The organism is Nocardia sp. CDC153 (assembly GCF_035818515.1).
Classification (GTDB): domain Bacteria; phylum Actinomycetota; class Actinomycetes; order Mycobacteriales; family Mycobacteriaceae; genus Nocardia.
This window is the reverse complement of record NZ_JAYKYU010000004.1, coordinates 859,950-876,471: the sequence shown is the minus strand read 5'-3', so window position 1 is coordinate 876,471 and position 16,522 is coordinate 859,950. Positions and strand designations below refer to the sequence as shown.

Annotated in this window: 19 protein-coding genes; 9 read left to right on the top strand and 10 right to left on the bottom strand. The window is 67.8% G+C overall.

Features of this window, described 5'->3' with window-relative positions; translation table 11 throughout:
- Positions 1–92 precede the first annotated feature (92 nt).
- Positions 93–1,463 (bottom strand): CoA transferase, encoded by a 1,371-nt coding sequence (locus VMT65_RS26735; protein ID WP_326311152.1) that lies wholly within the window; start codon positions 1,461–1,463, stop codon positions 93–95.
- 65 nt (positions 1,464–1,528) lie between these two features.
- Between VMT65_RS26735 and VMT65_RS26730 the strand changes: the two genes are divergently transcribed.
- Positions 1,529–2,314: a thioesterase II family protein gene (locus VMT65_RS26730; protein WP_326311151.1), complete on the top strand. Its 786-nt coding sequence runs from the start codon at positions 1,529–1,531 to the stop codon at positions 2,312–2,314.
- A 51-nt stretch (positions 2,315–2,365) separates the two neighbouring features.
- Here the strand turns inward: VMT65_RS26730 and VMT65_RS26725 are convergent, their stop codons facing one another.
- Positions 2,366–2,953: a helix-turn-helix domain-containing protein gene (locus VMT65_RS26725; protein ID WP_326311150.1), complete on the bottom strand. Its 588-nt coding sequence runs from the start codon at positions 2,951–2,953 to the stop codon at positions 2,366–2,368.
- Between the two features lie 65 nt (positions 2,954–3,018).
- On the opposite strand from VMT65_RS26725, the gene VMT65_RS26720 reads away from it, so the two are divergent.
- From VMT65_RS26720 to VMT65_RS26710, 3 genes are read left to right on the top strand one after another with little or no spacing between them, the layout of a single operon-like run.
- On the top strand, positions 3,019–3,222 hold the full coding sequence (locus VMT65_RS26720) for a hypothetical protein (protein ID WP_326311149.1): 204 nt from the start codon (positions 3,019–3,021) through the stop codon (positions 3,220–3,222).
- Positions 3,215–4,042 (top strand): ABC transporter ATP-binding protein, encoded by an 828-nt coding sequence (locus VMT65_RS26715; protein ID WP_326311148.1) that lies wholly within the window; start codon positions 3,215–3,217, stop codon positions 4,040–4,042. Before VMT65_RS26720 ends, VMT65_RS26715 begins: the two co-directional genes overlap by 8 nt.
- Positions 4,039–4,791 (top strand): hypothetical protein, encoded by a 753-nt coding sequence (locus VMT65_RS26710; protein ID WP_326311147.1) that lies wholly within the window; start codon positions 4,039–4,041, stop codon positions 4,789–4,791. Before VMT65_RS26715 ends, VMT65_RS26710 begins: the two co-directional genes overlap by 4 nt.
- Here VMT65_RS26710 and VMT65_RS26705 read toward each other — a convergent pair.
- The 5 genes from VMT65_RS26705 to VMT65_RS26685 form a co-directional block, all read right to left on the bottom strand.
- Positions 4,775–5,149 carry a DUF2784 domain-containing protein gene (locus VMT65_RS26705; RefSeq protein ID WP_326311146.1) on the bottom strand — a complete coding sequence of 125 codons (375 nt, stop codon included), beginning with the start codon at positions 5,147–5,149 and terminating at the stop codon, positions 4,775–4,777. The two genes, VMT65_RS26710 and VMT65_RS26705, sit on opposite strands and share 17 nt — an antisense overlap.
- Before the next feature lie 19 nt (positions 5,150–5,168).
- Positions 5,169–5,945 (bottom strand): O-methyltransferase, encoded by a 777-nt coding sequence (locus VMT65_RS26700; protein ID WP_326311145.1) that lies wholly within the window; start codon positions 5,943–5,945, stop codon positions 5,169–5,171.
- A gap of 202 nt (positions 5,946–6,147) precedes the next feature.
- Positions 6,148–7,608: an SDR family NAD(P)-dependent oxidoreductase gene (locus VMT65_RS26695; protein ID WP_326311144.1), complete on the bottom strand. Its 1,461-nt coding sequence runs from the start codon at positions 7,606–7,608 to the stop codon at positions 6,148–6,150.
- 49 nt (positions 7,609–7,657) lie between these two features.
- Complete coding sequence (locus VMT65_RS26690; protein WP_326311143.1) at positions 7,658–8,794, bottom strand: hypothetical protein; 1,137 nt, start codon at positions 8,792–8,794, stop codon at positions 7,658–7,660.
- On the bottom strand, positions 8,791–9,006 hold the full coding sequence (locus tag VMT65_RS26685) for a hypothetical protein (RefSeq protein WP_326311142.1): 216 nt from the start codon (positions 9,004–9,006) through the stop codon (positions 8,791–8,793). Before VMT65_RS26685 ends, VMT65_RS26690 begins: the two co-directional genes overlap by 4 nt.
- 125 nt (positions 9,007–9,131) lie before the next feature.
- Between VMT65_RS26685 and VMT65_RS26680 the strand changes: the two genes are divergently transcribed.
- From VMT65_RS26680 to VMT65_RS26670, 3 genes are all read left to right on the top strand, one after another.
- Positions 9,132–9,824, top strand: a complete 693-nt coding sequence (locus VMT65_RS26680) for a TetR/AcrR family transcriptional regulator (protein WP_326311141.1) — start codon at positions 9,132–9,134, stop codon at positions 9,822–9,824.
- Positions 9,825–9,910: 86 nt separating this feature from the next.
- A complete protein-coding gene (locus VMT65_RS26675) occupies positions 9,911–11,056 on the top strand; it encodes an acyl-CoA dehydrogenase family protein (protein WP_326311140.1) in 1,146 nt (381 codons plus the stop codon).
- Positions 11,040–11,711, top strand: a complete 672-nt coding sequence (locus VMT65_RS26670) for a TetR/AcrR family transcriptional regulator (protein WP_326311139.1) — start codon at positions 11,040–11,042, stop codon at positions 11,709–11,711. Before VMT65_RS26675 ends, VMT65_RS26670 begins: the two co-directional genes overlap by 17 nt.
- Here the strand turns inward: VMT65_RS26670 and VMT65_RS26665 are convergent.
- Complete coding sequence (locus VMT65_RS26665; RefSeq protein WP_326311138.1) at positions 11,708–12,748, bottom strand: saccharopine dehydrogenase NADP-binding domain-containing protein; 1,041 nt, start codon at positions 12,746–12,748, stop codon at positions 11,708–11,710. The two genes, VMT65_RS26670 and VMT65_RS26665, sit on opposite strands and share 4 nt — an antisense overlap.
- Positions 12,749–12,894: 146 nt before the next feature.
- On the opposite strand from VMT65_RS26665, the gene VMT65_RS26660 reads away from it, so the two are divergent.
- Complete coding sequence (locus VMT65_RS26660) at positions 12,895–13,761, top strand: AraC family transcriptional regulator (protein WP_326311137.1); 867 nt, start codon at positions 12,895–12,897, stop codon at positions 13,759–13,761.
- Between the two features lie 6 nt (positions 13,762–13,767).
- On the opposite strand, the gene VMT65_RS26655 is transcribed toward VMT65_RS26660, so the two are convergent.
- Positions 13,768–14,787, bottom strand: coding sequence for a sigma-70 family RNA polymerase sigma factor (locus tag VMT65_RS26655; protein WP_326311136.1), 1,020 nt, complete (start codon positions 14,785–14,787; stop codon positions 13,768–13,770).
- 129 nt (positions 14,788–14,916) lie between these two features.
- Here VMT65_RS26655 and VMT65_RS26650 point away from each other — a divergent pair, with 129 nt between their 5' ends.
- Positions 14,917–15,501 carry a dihydrofolate reductase family protein gene (locus VMT65_RS26650; RefSeq protein WP_326311135.1) on the top strand — a complete coding sequence of 195 codons (585 nt, stop codon included), beginning with the start codon at positions 14,917–14,919 and terminating at the stop codon, positions 15,499–15,501.
- On the opposite strand, the gene VMT65_RS26645 is transcribed toward VMT65_RS26650, so the two are convergent.
- On the bottom strand, positions 15,498–16,418 hold the full coding sequence (locus tag VMT65_RS26645; protein WP_326311134.1) for an NADP-dependent oxidoreductase: 921 nt from the start codon (positions 16,416–16,418) through the stop codon (positions 15,498–15,500). The two genes, VMT65_RS26650 and VMT65_RS26645, sit on opposite strands and share 4 nt — an antisense overlap.
- Positions 16,419–16,522 lie beyond the last annotated feature (104 nt).

Below are 16,522 nucleotides of genomic sequence, written 5' to 3'. Positions count from 1 at the left end.
CGTGTCGAATGGCCTCAATTGCAAGGGAATTCGCCTAATTCGCGAATGCAATTGCGGGTGTACGTGCAGCGGGTTGTATACATACGGTCCGTCTACGAACCTTCCGGTCGGTCTTTCCACTCGGCTGTGTCCGAACCGTAATCCCGAGCGGGCCAAGGGTAGTCTGGATACCCGGTCAGCGCGGGCCCGGCGGTGGTCACCGCGCCATGCGACACGCCAAAGCTCGGATCGGGTGCCGCTGCCGGTTCATGGTCCGGCGTTCGACCCGACGCCCCGAGCAGCCAGGATGCCGTACGCGCCAGGGCGACTCGGACATCGCGGCCGCCGCCGTCGGCCTGCCGGGCCCGCAACGCGTCCAGCACGCCCGCGGCGAGCAGGTAGCCGCTGGCATGGTCGAGCGCCTGCGCGGGCAGTGCGCCCACGGATGGTTCGCTGGACGAATTATCATGTGCGCCTTCGATGAGCGATATTCCCGAGGCGGCTTGCACGATGCTGTCGAAACCGCGCCTATCACCCCAGGGTCCCGTTTCGCCCCAAGCCGAAACTCGGCCATAGACAATTCCCGCCCGCATTTCCCCGGGCCGTACTCCGAGCCGTTCCAATCTGCCCGGTCGGTAACCAGAGATGATTATGTCCGCATTGCTGATCAATTCGCGAAAAACGGGAAGATCGGTACGCAAATCGGCTACAGTGCTCCGCTTCCCCTGACAGGTGTCCAAGTACTGCCACCCGATCTCGGGCAGGAACGGCGGATCGATGCGCAGCACATCGGCTCCTAACAGCGCCAATGCCCGCGTCGCCACGGGCCCGGCGATCACCCGCGTCAGATCCAGCACGCGCAGACCGCGCAACGGCAGCAGCCGTGTTGCCGCCGTGGGGGATTCGACCGCACCCGTATCGGCTCGCCGTTCGAGGGCGACCAGGGGGCCGGAGGCGGCGGCCTTGCCCTGCGGGCTGTCGGCCCACTCCTGCTCCGCACGGACCCGCACCGCGATGGCCCCGTGCTCGGCGGCGCGCTGTTCGATATCGGTGGCGCTCAGGGTCGCGACGCGGCGGACGAAATCCGCCCGGGTCGCGGTGGCGGGCAGCGCGACTGCCGTCAGCAGGCGGTCGCGGTGGTGCGAATAGTTGGCGTGCGTGCGCACCCATGCGTCCGCAGCGCGAAAGAATCCGGACAACTCTGCGAAGATGCTCGGCCGCTCACCGTCGATCCGGAACAGGCGTTCGCTGGAGAACGAGGCCGCGACCCGGTCGGGCTCGACGACGCCGCGCAGCGGTTCGACCCCGATCGTCTCGCGCCAGCGGTCGGCGGCGGTGGCGAAGGCCGCGACCGCCCCGCCCGCCAAGGCCCAAACCGGCAGTGTCGCAGCCAGATTCGCACCGGGATCGACCGGGGGCAGCGGTGTTGCGTCGACCCCGACACCGGCTTCGTACGCGCGGACCAGCTCGTCATAGGTAGCCACCGTCCGACTGTATCGCCGGGACCGGGCGTCACCGCCGTGGCGATTCTCACGGCATACTCGTTCGCGTGACTGTCACCGATCTCACCGGAACCACCTGGCTGCGAGAACTGAAGTCCGATCCGAACCCGAGCACCGTGCTGGTGTGCTTCCCGCCCGGCGGCGGCTCGGTCACCGCCTATCGAACCCTGGCCCAGCGATTCGGCTCGGGCACAGCGGTATTCGGGATCCAGTACCCGGGGCGGCAGGACCGCCTCGGCGACGCCCTCGTCCCGGAGCTGACCGAACTGGCCGACCGCATCGCCGCGGACCTGCTGGCCTGGCCGAAAGACGTGCCCCTGGCCATCTTCGGGCACAGCATGGGCGCGATGGTCGCCTATGAGACCGCGCGCCGGGTGGAGGCGGGCGGGCGCGTGGTGTCGCACCTGTTCGTGTCGGGCCGTCCCGCACCGGATTTCGAGGAGCCCGGCCGCCTGCACGAGGGCCCCGACGAGGGCCTCATCGCCCAGCTCGAACTGCTGTCCAACGATCCGGAATCCGTCCGCATCCTGCGCGACGAACCGAGCCTGGCCGAACTGGTCCTGCCCGCCCTGCGCAACGACTACCGCGCGGTCGAGACCTACCGGCACCGCCCCGGTGAGCCCTTACGCACGCCGATCACCGCCCTGGTGAGCAAATCCGACCCGACCACGACGGCCGAACAGGCCGAGCGGTGGCGCGCCTACACCGCCGCGGATTTCGAGCTGGCCACCTTCGACGGCGGCCACTTCTATCTCGACCTGCCCGAAAACCAGCCCGCCCTGGTCGATTTGATCGCACGCACGCTGTCGGCGGTGGCGGGCCGCTCGAGCTGACGCCCGTGTGAACCGGTCGATGGCGTCCCTAGACCGTGCACCGCTACGCGATCAGGCGCGTCCAGCAGCGGATTGGTCGTCCGGGACGTGCTCACCGGGCAGGACGACGGTGCGCAGCAGCCGCAGCGTGCGGCCCGGGGCCGGGCCATTGCCCACGAACGGCGCGAACGCCTGCCCCAGCCTGGCCGCGAAGTCCGTGAATTCGGTGTCGTCGAGCCACAATCCGGTCATGCGGTAGCCGACGCCGTCGCGGACGTAGTCGATATCGCCGCGTGCCAGGTAGCGGTCGAAGTCGCCCACGAGTCCGGCCACGAAGGCCATGAAGGCGCGGCGCTGCTCCTCGGTGCTCATGGCGGCCAGGGCTTCGTGATCGACCTTTGCGGCGGCCGGGCGCAGACGATAGGTGCGCTCGACCGTGCCGCGCACGCGACGCTCGGCGACGACCTCGAGGACTTCGGCGTTCACCAGTCGCGCGATATGCCGGTAGAGGCTGCCCGGTGGCACGTCGTCGAGTTCGGCATTGAGTTCGGCGGTGGTCAGGGTCCGGTCGCCCAGGAAGGCCTGCACGATCCGGAGCCGAACCGGGTGCAGCACAAGTTCGACGGAATCCACGGTGTCGACCGTAGCAGCTTTGATCACAAGCTTGATAATGTTCACAAGTGTGAGAACAATGGGATCGGGGGCGGACTAGGAGAGGAACCGCAGTGTCGAACATTCCGGTCGCCGCGCTGATACCGCTGATCGTGGTGGGGCTGTGTTTCGTCGCGTTCTGCTGGTACGACCTGAGTCGCGCCCGGGTCAAATACCTGCCGAAGTGGGTGTGGGCCATCATCTGCGTGATCAGCGTTCCGCTCGGCGGGATCATCTACCTGGTGGTGGGCCGGGACGGTGCCGTCGACCGTGGCTGAGCCCTACCTCGAAGTCCGGGATGTGTCGGTGCGTTTCGGTGATTTCACGGCACTGGACAAGGTCTCCTGGAGCGTCGATGGTCCCGGGGTCGTCGGGCTGATCGGACTCAATGGCGCGGGCAAGACGACCCTGATCCGCACCATTCTGGGATTGCAACCGGTCGGTTCGGGCAGCGTGTGCGTCCCCATCGGGCTCGGCGCACTCGGATACTGTCCGGACACACCGGGTTTCGAGCCCTGGCTCACGGCGCGGGAAGTGCTCCAACAGTCGCGGGCCATCGGCTCGGCCCGGCCGGACAGCGCCTGGTCGATCGACGCCGCGCTCGAGGCCGTGGACCTCCAGCGGCACGCCCATCGCCGCGCCGGGGGATTCTCCCGGGGCATGCTGCAGCGTTTGGGCATCGCGGCCGCGCTGGTGCGTGCACCCGAGGTGCTGATACTCGACGAACCCACCAGCGCTTTGGATCCCGAGGGCCGGGCCGCTGTGCTGGCGTTGATCCGGGACCTGGGCGACCGGATGACCGTCGTGTTCTCCAGCCACCTGCTCGCCGATGTCGAGGATCTGGCCGACCGGTTGCTGGTCCTGCATCGGGGGCGCACGGTATTCGCCGGTCCGACAGCCGAATTCCTGGACCTGCACGCTGGCGCGCCGACCCTGCGCATCGCCATGAACAGCGGCCGGATCGTCGAGGCCGAACCGGCCGCGTGGGGCCCGGCCCTCGCCGACGCCGCCGCGCACAGCGGTGAGATCGCCGATATCCGGCTCACCCGACCGAGCCTGACCGACGCGTTCTTCACGGCGATAGGGGAGAGGGGATGAACCGCACCGTGTTCCGCGTCGAATGGTATCGATGGCTGCGCACCCGGCGGCTGATCGCGCTAGTAGCCGCCTTCGTTCTGTTCGGCTTCGTCTCGCTGCTGGGCGCGAAGTACCTGCCCGACCTCATCGGGCAATCCGGTGAGATCCAACTCGTCCGCCAGCCCGACTGGCGAGATGGCTTGCAGCAGTACGTGAAGAACACCGGCCTGCTGGTGGCGGCCGTGGCCATGGTGCTCGCCGCGCAAACGTGCGCACTGCGCAATACCGAGCCGATCGGCATCTACTACCTCAGCCGGGAAGTCTCGCCCGTGCGCCTGTTCCTGCCGCGAATCCTGGTCGCGGCAGGACTGATCGCGGCGGCCGCACTGGTCGGGGCCGCGGTCGCACTCTACGAATGCTGGGCATTGTTCGGATCGTTCCCCGTGGCCTCCGGCGCGGGTTGGCTTGCGGTGCAGGCACTTGCGGTGGTGTTGTTCGCGGTCTTCGCGGCTTCCCTGGCCGCGCGGCTCGGCTCGGCGGGCTCGGCGGCTGGCATTACCGCCGGGCTCTATGTGCTCTGCCTGCTGATCTCGACCGTTCCCAAGGTCCAGCCTTACCTGCCCACCACCGCCCTGCAACCGGCCATCGACGCCACCGGCTTCGCCTTCGGGGACGCGGTGAAATCGCTACTGGCACTGCTGCTCCTGACCATGGCCGCGCTCGCGACCGCCCTGACCACACCGATCCGATCGATCAAGACCGCTGCGTGACCGCCCGCCGCCGGGACAACAGATACAGACCCACCCACGACACGACGACACAGATCACCACGAGCACCCGCACTTCCTCGAGCGCACTGCGCGGATACAGCACTCCGGTGATGTAGTGATCGATGAACCCGCTCGACGGCAGCCCCGCCTCACCAGCACGATGCCGCGCCCAGTTCTCCAGATTGGTCAGCGGGCACTCGAATTTGAACAGCACCGTACTGAATCCCCATGCGAAGGCCAGCACGTGTAGCCAAATGGTTCGCGGCCACCGCCACGCGATGAACCCGCCCAGCACGACGTAGGCCACGAACAGGAAGTGCGCGACCGCGGTCGCATCGGCGAGAAGCCGGTAGCCCATGGACCCAGGATAGGAGCGGTCAGCCCAGGTATTCCGATTCCAGGACGAGATCTTTGAGCAGTGACTGGTACTCGGTGTGGGTGTGGTGCTCGACGGTGCGCCAGCTCGTGCCCTCGGCGTCGCGCATGTAGCGGCGGTAGTCGGGCGCTCCGGGAATGCCGACGTTGTCGGCGACGACCAGGCTGCCCGGATGCAGCCAGCCCGCCTCCAGAATGGTCTTCAAGTCGGGCAGATAGGCGCTCTTGTCGTGGTCGAGGAAGACGAAATCCACAGCGCCGGGCCCGAATCCATGCTCCTCGATCAGCCTCTTCACGGTGTCGCCGCCGTCACCGATGGTCCCGACCACCACACTGACGCGATCGGCCAGCCCGGCATGAGCCAGCAGCGCGCGAGCGATCTCGGCATTGTCGGGACTCATTTCCACCGACACCAGCCGGGCGTCCGCGCTCAACAACCGTGCCGTACGGATCGCGCTGTACCCGCAGTAGCCGCCGAGTTCGAGCAGCAGCGTGGGTGTCGTCTTCCGCAGTGCCGCATCGAGAATCAGCCCCTTCTCGTCCCCGATATTGACCAGCAGGCTGTGATTGCGCGCGAAGTCGTCCAGGGCTGCGAGCACGGCGTCCGGGTCGCCGGTGGGGGAGAGGGCCAGCACGTAATCGCGGGCCACGCGCTCCCGACCGTCACCCACCTGCCCGGTCTTCACGAAAGTCCGCCCGCCCAGCGCGAATCGGAGGACCGACCAGCGCAGGAAGGGGAGTCGGTCACGCAGCGTCGAGGCGAAGGATCGTCCGCTCATGAGATTCCGCCTGGTTCTCTTCGAGGGAAGGTGGCTCGATTATGGCCCTGAGCAGTGGGTCCGGGGTAGACGAAGAAACAAACATACCGTTACGGAAATATGCGCATCTAAACATGAATCACCTATTTCAGACATTCTTACGACCCGGCCCCCTCACCTCAAAAGCAGCCAAGAAGAGAGGGGGCCGGTCTGGTTGGGTTGGTTACCAGTTGGAGGGTTCGTAGTCCTTGAGGAAGCAGCCGAACAGGTCTTCGCCCGCTTCGCCGCGCACGATCGGGTCGTACACCCGGGCCGCGCCGTCGACCAGGTCGAGGGGTGCGTGGAAGCCTTCCTCGGCGAGGCGGATCTTGGTGTAGTGCGGGCGTTCGTCGGTGATCCAGCCGGTGTCGACGGCGGTCATGAGGATGTTGTCGGTCTCGAACATTTCGCGAGCGCTGGTGCGGGTCAACATGTTCAGCGCGGCCTTGGCCATATTGGTGTGCGGGTGGCCCGCGCCCTTGTAGCCGCGGGCGAAGACGCCTTCCATGGCAGAGACGTTCACGACGTACTTGCGGCGGGCGGGCGCGGCGGCCATGGCCGGGCGTAGGCGTGAGATGAGGATGAACGGCGCGACCGAGTTGCACAGCTGCACTTCGAGCAGTTCGGTGGGGTCGACCTCGCCGACGTTCTGCACCCAGCTGTTGGTGTGGGCGAGGTCGGGGACCAGGCCGCCGGCGTCGATGGCCACGCCTTGCGAAATGCGTTCGGGGGTGGCCGATCCGGCGACGAGGGCCAGGTCGGTGATGTCTGTGGCGGTGAGGTCCGGGGTGAGCGAGGCGGTCAGTGCGGTCGGGTGGGCCTGCATGGTCTTGCCGAAGCTGACCACGTCGGGCAGTTCGCCCGCGGGCAGCGGTCCGTTCTCGGCCTCGACGAGGGCGCTGTAGGCCCCGGCGCTGCGGCGCACGGTTTGGGCTGCGTTGTTGATGAGGATGTCGAGGGGGCCTTGGGCGGCAACGTCATCGGCGAGGGCGACGACCTGGGCCGGATCGCGCAGGTCGATGCCGACGATGCGGAGGCGGTGGATCCAGTCGGCGCTGTCGGGTTGGGCGGTGAAGCGGCGGACGGCGTCGTTGGGGAAGCGGGTGGTGATGGTCAGGTGCGCCCCGTCGCGCAGCAGGCGTAGGGCGATGTACATGCCGATCTTGGCGCGGCCGCCGGTGAGCAGGGCGCGGCGGCCGGTGAGGTCGGTGGCGGCGTCGCGTTTGGCGTGGCTCTTGGCGGCGCAGTCGGGGCAGAGCTGGTGGTAGAAGGCGTCGACGCGGGTATAGCGCTGTTTGCATATGTAGCAGGGGCGCGGCTTGAGCAGGGTTCCGGCGCTGGCCCCGGTGGTGGGCGAGCTGATCAGGATTCCGGCGGTTTCGTCGTCGATCCGGTTGGGTGAGCCGGTGGCGGTGGCCGCCACCACCTGCTTGTCGGCGGTGGCGACGGCGTCGCGGGCGGCAATGCGCTTGTTGCGCTTGAATTTCTTGAACATGTGGCCGACGGCGCGCTGCACGGTGACCGAGTCCGGGTGTTCCTTGTCGAGCTGTCCGGCCTGTTCGAGGACGCGCAGGCAGATGGCCAGCTCGTCGGGGTCGATGGCCGGTGCGTCGGTGGGTGGTGCCGGGGTGGTCTGCTCGGCCATCGGAAGCTGTGGTGATCCTTCGTGCGGGGGTGGTGGACGAGCAATTGTCTCAGAGTGCCGCGATGAGCTCGAGTTCGCCCGCTTCGTCGTCGAGGCCGAGTTCGCGGGCGCGTTCGGCGACGCGGGCGCGGGCGTGGGGTTCGAGTGCGTGGGCGAGGGGGATCAGGGTGGACCAGAGTCCGGCGGTGTGGGCTTGGTCGATGAGTTCGCGCAGGCGTTCGTCGGTTTGGTCGGCGACGCGGGTGGCGATGAAGGCGCGTTGTTCGGTGGGTAGTTGGGAGGCCAGGGGGAGCAGGTTGACCCATTGGCCGCCGTCGAGGGCGGCGTCCATGATGGCGGCGAGGTTGGTTTGGTCGTGGACGGCGGGTCGTTGGGCGAACAGGCGCAGGCTGTGTTCGCTCATGGCGCTGGTGATGGGTAGCAGGGTGGCCCAGGCGTCGAGTTCGGCGACGGCGGTGATGAGGGCGTCGAGGACTTCGCCGCCGAGTCCGGCGGTGATGTCGCCGATCCAGGCGCGGTTGTGGGGTGCGATGGAGTCGAGCAGGTCGATGCCTTCGGCCCACATGTTCTGGTCGTAGGCGGAGCGGATGATGCCGGCGACGCGGTCGGCGACGATGTGCAGGACGTTGTCGATGGCGGTTTTGTCTTCGAGTAGGAAGCCGATGCGCAGTAGGTCCGGGTCGCTCATGACGGGTGCGGCGGCGCGCAGGGCGGGTTCGGGGACGACGTGGACGAAGCGGCCCATGGTGATGTGGTCGCCGCGGGAAAGCAGTTCGCGCGCAACGTCGGTGACCATTGTGGGTGGGACGGCGGCGATGATGTCGGCGGTGCGGCGGGGGTCGAGTTGGACGGCGCATTCCGCGAGGAAGGTGGGGGTGAGGTTTTTGGCGATGTCGAGGGCGCGTTGGGGTTCGACGGCGCTGGCGACGGCGGCGCACAGGACGGGTCCGAAGGCGCGTTCGGCCATTTTGGCGCTGAGGGCGACGGGCACGATTTTGCTGGCGGCCGCGATTCCCTTGAGTCGCTTGGTGTCTCGGTCGAAGAGTCGGTCGGTGACGCGTTCGCGGTAGGCGCGGATGGCGGCGGGTGGCAGGTCGACGAGGAAGTCGAGTTCGGTGGGGTCGGTGATGCCGAGTACGCGTGCGAGTTTGGTGGTTTCGGCGACGGCGGTGAGGTGTTCGCTCATAGTCCCAGTGCTTTCTTGATGGCCGGGCGCATGAGGCGCGGGACGATGTCGAGGGAGTTGGTGATGGCGGCGTCGAGGTGGTGGCCGCGGCGGGTGAGGGCGTCGCGCAGGAGGCGGTCGAGGTCGGCCAGGTCGGTGTCGGTGAGCTGGTCGAAGGCGTCGGGTAGGGGTGCGCGCAGGGTGTCGCGGAGTTGGTCTGCTGCGTGGGACATCGTCGTCTTTCCGGTTGTGCGTACTGCCGGTACGGTGATCGATACTGGCAGTACGGTATGTCCGAAATCAAGCCCGGAATACGAGCACTGACCTGGCGTACCGCTGGTACGTGTATGGTGTGCGGGTGGTTCGGAGCAGTGCCGGTGCGGCGTCGGTGACCCGGGAGGACATCGTGGACGCGGCGATTCGGGTGATCGATCGGGCGGGTCCGCGTCCGAGCATGGAGGACATCGCGCGGGAGGCGCGGATCACCAAGCCGCGGTTGTATCGGCAGTTCGCGGACAAGGGGGATCTGTTCACCGAGATCGCGGCGCGCATGTCGCGGCAGGCGTTTTCGGCGGCGGGGGCGGATATGACGTTGCTGTTGCAGCCGCCGCGGGTGGCGTTGCGGCGCATCTTCTCCGAGTACGCGGCCGGGATTCTGGAGCATCCCAATGTGTTTCGGTATCTGGGGCAGGCGCCGGTGGTGCAGCAGTCGGGTGCCGGTGTGCTGCAACTGGATCTGGGGCGCGAGGCGGCGCGGCGGTTGGAGAAGTTGGCGCGGTCGGTGGCCGAGGCGGTGCCCTTGGAGACGGCGGGGTTGGATTATCTGTCGCGGGCGTTGATCGGGTCGGTGGTGTCGATGACGGATCTGTGGCTGTCGGATTCGGATACTCCGTCGGCGGAGCAGACCGCGGAGTTCGTGGGGCAGGCCACGGAGTTGGTGTGGGGTTTGATCGATGGGTTTCTGCGGCGTCAGGGCATCGAGGCGGATGCGGACACGCCGATCTTCACGGCGTTCGCCGAGGTGGGTCGGTCCCGGTCGACCGACCATTGACGCATTGTTGACACTTCGCCAATAGCCGTGCACGCTGAGGGGCGAGGCGCTGCGGCGCACCCGTAGGCAAGCGAAGGAACAACACCATGGCACGCCCCGCATGGAGCGACGACGAGGTCGAGGCGGTACGCGGACTGGCCACCACCTTCTTCGAGAAGGAGGTGATCCCGCACACCGAGAAGTTCATCGCCCAGGGCCACCCGGACCGCAAGCTCTACAACCGCGCCGGGGAACTGGGCCTGCTGTGCGCGGCCATCCCCACCGAATACGGCGGTGGCGGCGGCACTTTCGCCCACGAGGCGGCCATCATCGAGGCCCAGACCCACGCTGGGGACGGCTCGCTGGGCATGTCGGTGCACTCCTCGATCATCGCCCCCTACATTCACCACTTCGGTTCCGAGGAGCTCAAGGCGCGGGTGCTGCCCAAGGCGGCCTCGGGTGAGATGGTGCTCTCGATCGGCATGACCGAGCCGGGCACCGGATCGGATCTGCAGAACATCAAGACTCGCGCGGTGCGCGAGGGCGACGAGTACGTCATCACCGGCTCGAAGATCTTCATCTCCAACGGCTGGCTGTGCGACGGCATCATCATCGCCGCCAAGACCGACCCCACCCAGGGCGCGGCCGGTGTCTCGCTGATCTTCGCCGAGGTCGGCGACGACGTGCCCGGGTTCAAGCGCGGGCGCATCCTGTCCAAGATCGGCGGCAAGGCCCAGGACACCGCCGAGCTGTTCTTCGACGGTCTGCGGGTGCCCGCGGCCAACCTGCTGGGCGGGGTCGAGGGCCAGGGCTTCTATCAGATGATGCAGATGCTGGCCCAGGAACGCCTGGTCACCGCGATTCTGGCGGTGGCCATGACCGAGAAGGCCGTCGAGCTGACCATCGACTACACCAAGGGCCGCGAGGCGTTCGGCAAACCGCTGTTCGCCATGCAGAACACGCGCTTCGAGCTGGCCGAGTGCGCGACCATCGCCAAGGTCGGGCGGGTGTTCCTCGACGACTGCATCAGCAAGCACCTGCGCGGGGAGCTCGATATCCCCACCGCGGCCATGTCGAAATACTGGTTGACCGATCAGCTCGGTAATGTGGTGGATCGCTGCCTGCAGTTCTTCGGCGGCTATGGATACATGACCGAATACCCGATCTCCCAGCTGTACACCGGCGCTCGGGTCCTGCGAATCCTCGCGGGAGCCAACGAGGTGATGAAGGATCTCATTGCCCGCTCACTCTGATATCGAGACCACCATCGAGCCGAGCGTGTCCGAGGACACCGCGGACGCCCCGTCGCGTCGGCGTCGGCTCGAGCCCGACGAACGTCGCGCGCAGATCCTGTCCTGCGCCATCGACATGTTCGGTGAACGCCCCTACGCGGCGGTGTCCACCGCCGAGCTCGCGCAGCGGGCCGGGGTGGCGCGCGGGTTGATCAACCACTATTTCGGCAACAAGCGCGACCTGTACCTGGCGGTGGTGCGGCGCATGGTGACCCTGCCGCGGCCGGAGAAGATGGTCGTGCCCGACGGGTCGACCCGGGATCGGGTGGATGCCAGCGTCTCCTGGCTGCTGGACACCATTTCCGAGCACGGGTCGACCTGGGTCAAGGTCACCGGGCACGAAGGGATCGGCGACGACCCGGAGGTGCAGCGCATCCTCGACGAGGCCGATTACGCCGCCGCCGACCGGATGGTCGCCATGATGGGACTCGACGATTCCCTGCATTCGGGCGAATTGCGGGCATTGGTGCGCTGTTACGGCGGACTGGTCAAGGCCGCCGGGCGCGAATGGATCGTGCGCGGCAGCCTGACCCGCGAACAGGTGCACCACCTGCTCGCCGACGCGCTGCTCACCTTGGTGACCGATACCTTCCCGAAGGTCGACGCGGGTCACTAGTTTCGGGCGGGGAGCTCCTCGACCTGCCATTTCACGCCGGTGGTGGCGAGGTGGTCGAGGAAGCTCGCCGCGTCGAAAGCCTGTGCCGCAGCCAAGGTTCCGGCGGGCGCGCCGTCGGTGGCCAGGCGGCGGGCGGCTTCGACGGCGATGACCGCGGTCGAGCCGTAGGGGTCGAACCCGGTGACCCAGCCGCGGGCGCGGCGACCGTCGAGGGCGGTGGCCTCGGCGAGCATGAACCATTTCGAGGTGGCGAGCGCGTCGGAATCCGGGATTTCCGGCAGGGTTTCGGCGACCTCGGCGGTCAGCGAGGCGAACAGGGCCGCGGCCTCACCGCGGATCACCCCGCGCACGTGTGGGGTGTCCACGTGGCGGGGGATCGTGTACACCCCGGGTAGGGCCAGGGCGCTGACCGGCACCGGGTCGGGTTCGCCGGGCTCGGTGAGGGTGGTGTCGGCCACGTGCACCGATTGCCAGGCGCGGTCGCGGTATTCGACCTGGTCGAGGACCATGATGGCGGCCATCGAGCGGGCGGTGCCGCGCGAGGCCGCGCCCGGGCGGCGCAGGTCGGCGATCACCATCTCCTGGATCGGGGCGTGCAGGTGGGCGGCGGTGAGCGCGGCGATCAGGTCCCCGGGCAGCCCGTCGTCGGTGATGGCCGGAATCACCGCGACGCCTGCGTTTTTCGCCGGTTCGTCGTAGGTGGACAGGATCTTGTGCAGGTAGGCGGGCTCGCCGGTGGTGTCGAGGTAGGGGCGAGCGGCCGCCAGGGCCGCACGCACGACCGGCTCGCCCCACAGGGTGAACGGTCCGGCGGCATTGACGACCACGTCGGTGTCGGCGAAAGCGGTTGCGAGGGCGTCGATATCGTCGAGGGCGGCCACCCGCACCTCGGCGTCGGGGCGGCCCGCCCGCTCGGCGACCCGGTGCAGGCGCTCGGCGTCGCGGCCGACGAGCACCGGGGTCAGATCGCGGCGCACGAGTTCGGTGACGATGAGGGAGCCGGTGAAACCGCTCGCGCCGTGGACGGCAAAACGCATGGGAGACAACTCCATTGGGTAGATGGTCGGCCGGGAATCGGCCCGTGTCCCACGCTATGAGCGGCCGCCAGGACGATCCATGCTCGATACTCCGGTTTCGATGTCCGATCGTCCGGGCGAGTGGGCGGCGCGGGTACGGTGAGAGGGTGGATGTTCTCAGCGACGCGGTCGCGGCCATGCGCACCGGTGTCCCGCATTCCAATCGCACGCTCGCCCGTGCGCCGTGGCGCACGCATTTTCCGGCCTCGGGTAATTCCGCCGGTTTCCATGTGGTGCTGCAGGGTTCGTGCTGGTTGCTGCCCGACGGCGGGGAACCGGTGCACCTGCAGGTCGGTGATGTCGCGTTCCTGCCGCGCAGTCGTGGACACGCCCTCGCCGACAGCCCGGGCGCAGCGAACCCGGGCGGCGAGCCCGGGGCCGAGACGGTATTGCTGTGCGGCGCATACGCTCTGGACTCCGCGCGGGAGCATCCCGCGGTGGCCGAGCTGCCCGATGTGATTCACTTGCCCGCCCGCGTCGGACAGTATTCGCCGCTGCGGGCCGCGATCGATCTGCTGGGCCACGAAGTCGACACCCGTGACGGGTCCGGGGCGATCGCGCCGCTGTTGGAGGTGTTGCTGCTGTTCCTGCTGCGCGCCTGGCACGAGGCGCATCCGGCGGACTCGGGATGGGTTGCCGCGCTACGGGATCCGGCCATGTATGCCGCGCTGGCGGCCATTCACAGCGAGCCGGGAGCGCCGTGGACGGTGGGGTCGCTGGCCGCGCGGGCCGGACTGTCGCGGTCGGTGTTCGCGCAGCGGTTCACCGCCACCCTGGGCACCGGGCCGCTGACCTATCTGACCTGGTGGCGCATGACCTGTGCGGCACAGCTGCTGCGTGACACCGACGAACTGGTGCGGGTGGTCGCCGAAAGGTCCGGGTACACCTCCGAATACGCGTTCGCCAAGGCGTTCAAACGCGAATTCGGGGTGGCGCCGGGACGATTCCGCGACCAGGGGCGCACCGCAGCCTGAGCGCGACTATTCCGCGTTCGGAAGCGATTGCGGCAGCCCGAATGCAGGCAGAATCGTGCTCTCGAAGCGGGTCATGGCCGCGATGCCGTCCCCGGTGAGCGTGAGCACGAACAGGCCCGAGCCGTGGCTGCCGATGCTGGGGTAGCGGTAGATCCCGAACGCCGGTTGACCATTCGCGCGAGTCGGTATCAGCTCGAAGCGCTGGGCCGAGCCGAAAACCATGGCGAAGAACCGTGCCACGGCGTCGCGGCCCCGGTATTCGAGGGGGATCGGTGGCATCGACATGAACACGTCATCGGTGAACAAGGCGACCAACGCGTCGATATCGGCGGATTCGTAGGCGCTGACGAACTTCGCCACCATCGCCTCCTCGGCCGCCGAGTCACCTGACTGCGCGCGCTCAGCGTGCGCGGGCAGCCGCTGCTGCATGCCCGCCCGCGCCCGTTTGAGCGCGCTCTTCACCGATTCGACCGTCGTATCCAGCATGTCGGCCACTTCGCCCGCGTGAAAACCGAGCACATCACGCAGGATCAGCACGGCGAGCTGGCGCGGCGGCAGGATCTGCAGAGCGGTCACGAAGGCCAGGGAAATCGATTCGGTCTGCTCATAGCGTGCCTCCGGTCCTAACGGCACACTGATCGCCCCGTCCAACAGCGCGTCGGGATAGGGCTCGAGCCAAGGGATTTCCCCGAGCGAGGTAGGTTCGGGCAGGTCGACACCCGGGACATCCCATTGTTTGGCGGGTCGGCGACGCGCGGCGCGCAGCAGATCCAGACAGCGGTTGGTGGCGATGCGATACAGCCACGTGCGCACCGAGGCTCGCCCGTCGAAACCGTCCAGACCCCGCCACGCGGCCACCATCGTGTCCTGCAACGCGTCCTCGGCATCCTGAAACGACCCGAGCATTCGATAGCAGTGCACCTGTAGCTCGCGTCGATGCGGCTCGGTCAAGACCCGAAACGCCTCGCCGTCACCGGCTCGCGCCCTCGATATCAGGTCCGTGCGCGCCACCGTCACTACCGCCACCTCGCTCCTCGGGTCCAGGTCCATCCTGTATGGACGTCGGCCGGGGCGCGAAGGGGGCGCGCCCCCTTTCGGTTCGCCGCGACGTCCACTCCGGTGCAGACCGACAACCTCGTCGAAGGAGCACCCACCATGGGAAAGATCGTCATCACCTCGAACGCCACCGTCGATGGCGTGGTCCAAGACCCCGACGGCGCAGAAGGATTCGAGCACGGCGGCTGGTTCCACAAAGCCGCCACACCCACCGACCTCGCCGCCTGGGCCGCCCGCGAAACACAGGAAGCACTCGCCGCCGAGGCACTGCTGCTGGGTCGACGCAGCAGCGAATGGTTCGAATCCCGCACACCGCAGTTCGGAGCCCGCGTCAGCCAGGACTGGGCCGAGCGCATGAACAGCCTGCCCAAATACATCGTGTCCTCGACTCTCGAGCAGCCGCGCTGGCACAACACCACCGTCCTCACCAGCGATGCGGCGAAAGAGGTTTCGGAACTGAAGCAGAGAATCGACGGGGAAATCCTGGTCTACGGCAGCTATCAGCTCGCGCGGACCCTGATCGCGCAGCACCTGGCCGATGAACTGCGCCTGGTCGTATTCCCGATCGCGGTCGGGTCCGGGCTGCGCCTGTTCGACCAGAGCAGCGACAACACGCCGCTGCATCTGGTCGACACCCGACAGTTGAGTGCGGGCTTGGTGTTCCACACCTACGAATTCGCCTAGGGGAGCAGAACGAGACGGCCGCGCAGACCACCGCGCTCGAAACGAGCGTGCGCGTCGGCGGCCTTCTCCAACGGATAGGTCTCGGCCACACGCAACGTGAGCGTGCCCGCCTCGACCAGGTCCACCAGCTCGGCCAGCCGCGCGCCATCGGGAGCCTGCTGCACCGTCGTCACCGTGATCCCGCGCTCCGGTGGCGGCGCGACCGGCGGCAACAACGCCACGAACGCCCCACCCTCGCGCACGACCGGCAGCAGCGCCGCCCCGACCAACGCGGCATCGATCACCGCATCGACCCGACCCGCACCCAGGCGTTGGGCCAGATCGTCTCCGCGCGTGAGGAATTCACTCGCACCCAGCGATCGGAGCAACTCCTCGTCGCCGGGCCCGGCCACCGCGATCACCCGCGCGCCCCGCGCGGTCGCCAGCTGCACCGCGTACCCGCCCACACCCCCGGCCGCGCCGGTGATCAGGACCGTGCGCCCGGGCGCGGCCCCGGCCTGGGAGACCGCCAGATCCGCGGTGATGCCATTGAGCGGCAACGTCGCCGCCGCGGTCAGATCCACACCGCTCGGCGCGGCGGCCACCAGATCGGCCGGAACCGCCACATACTCGGCGTCGGCACCGGTGAAGGTTTCGAGCCAGGGCAGCAGCCCGATCACCGGCTGCCCGATCTCACGACGCGGAATATGCTTGCCGACCTCCTCGATATAGCCCGCGAACTCCACGCCTGGCACATAATGCGCACGCTGCGGCAGCAGCGCCGCGAACGCCCCGGCTCGCGCCCCGATATCGACCGGATTGACCGGCGCGGCAACAATTTTCACCAACACCTCATCGGCTTCGGGCTCGGGGACGGGCACCTCGAACACCTCGAGGACCTCCGGCCCGCCGAAACGGGAGAAACCAACAGCACGCATGACAAATGCTCCTGTGAAAGGGAAGAAGGGGAAGTCCACCGGTGGGTGACTTCACCGTAGAACCGGACGCTCACCCCCGGCCAGAAGGCACCCGAAAGTGCCCT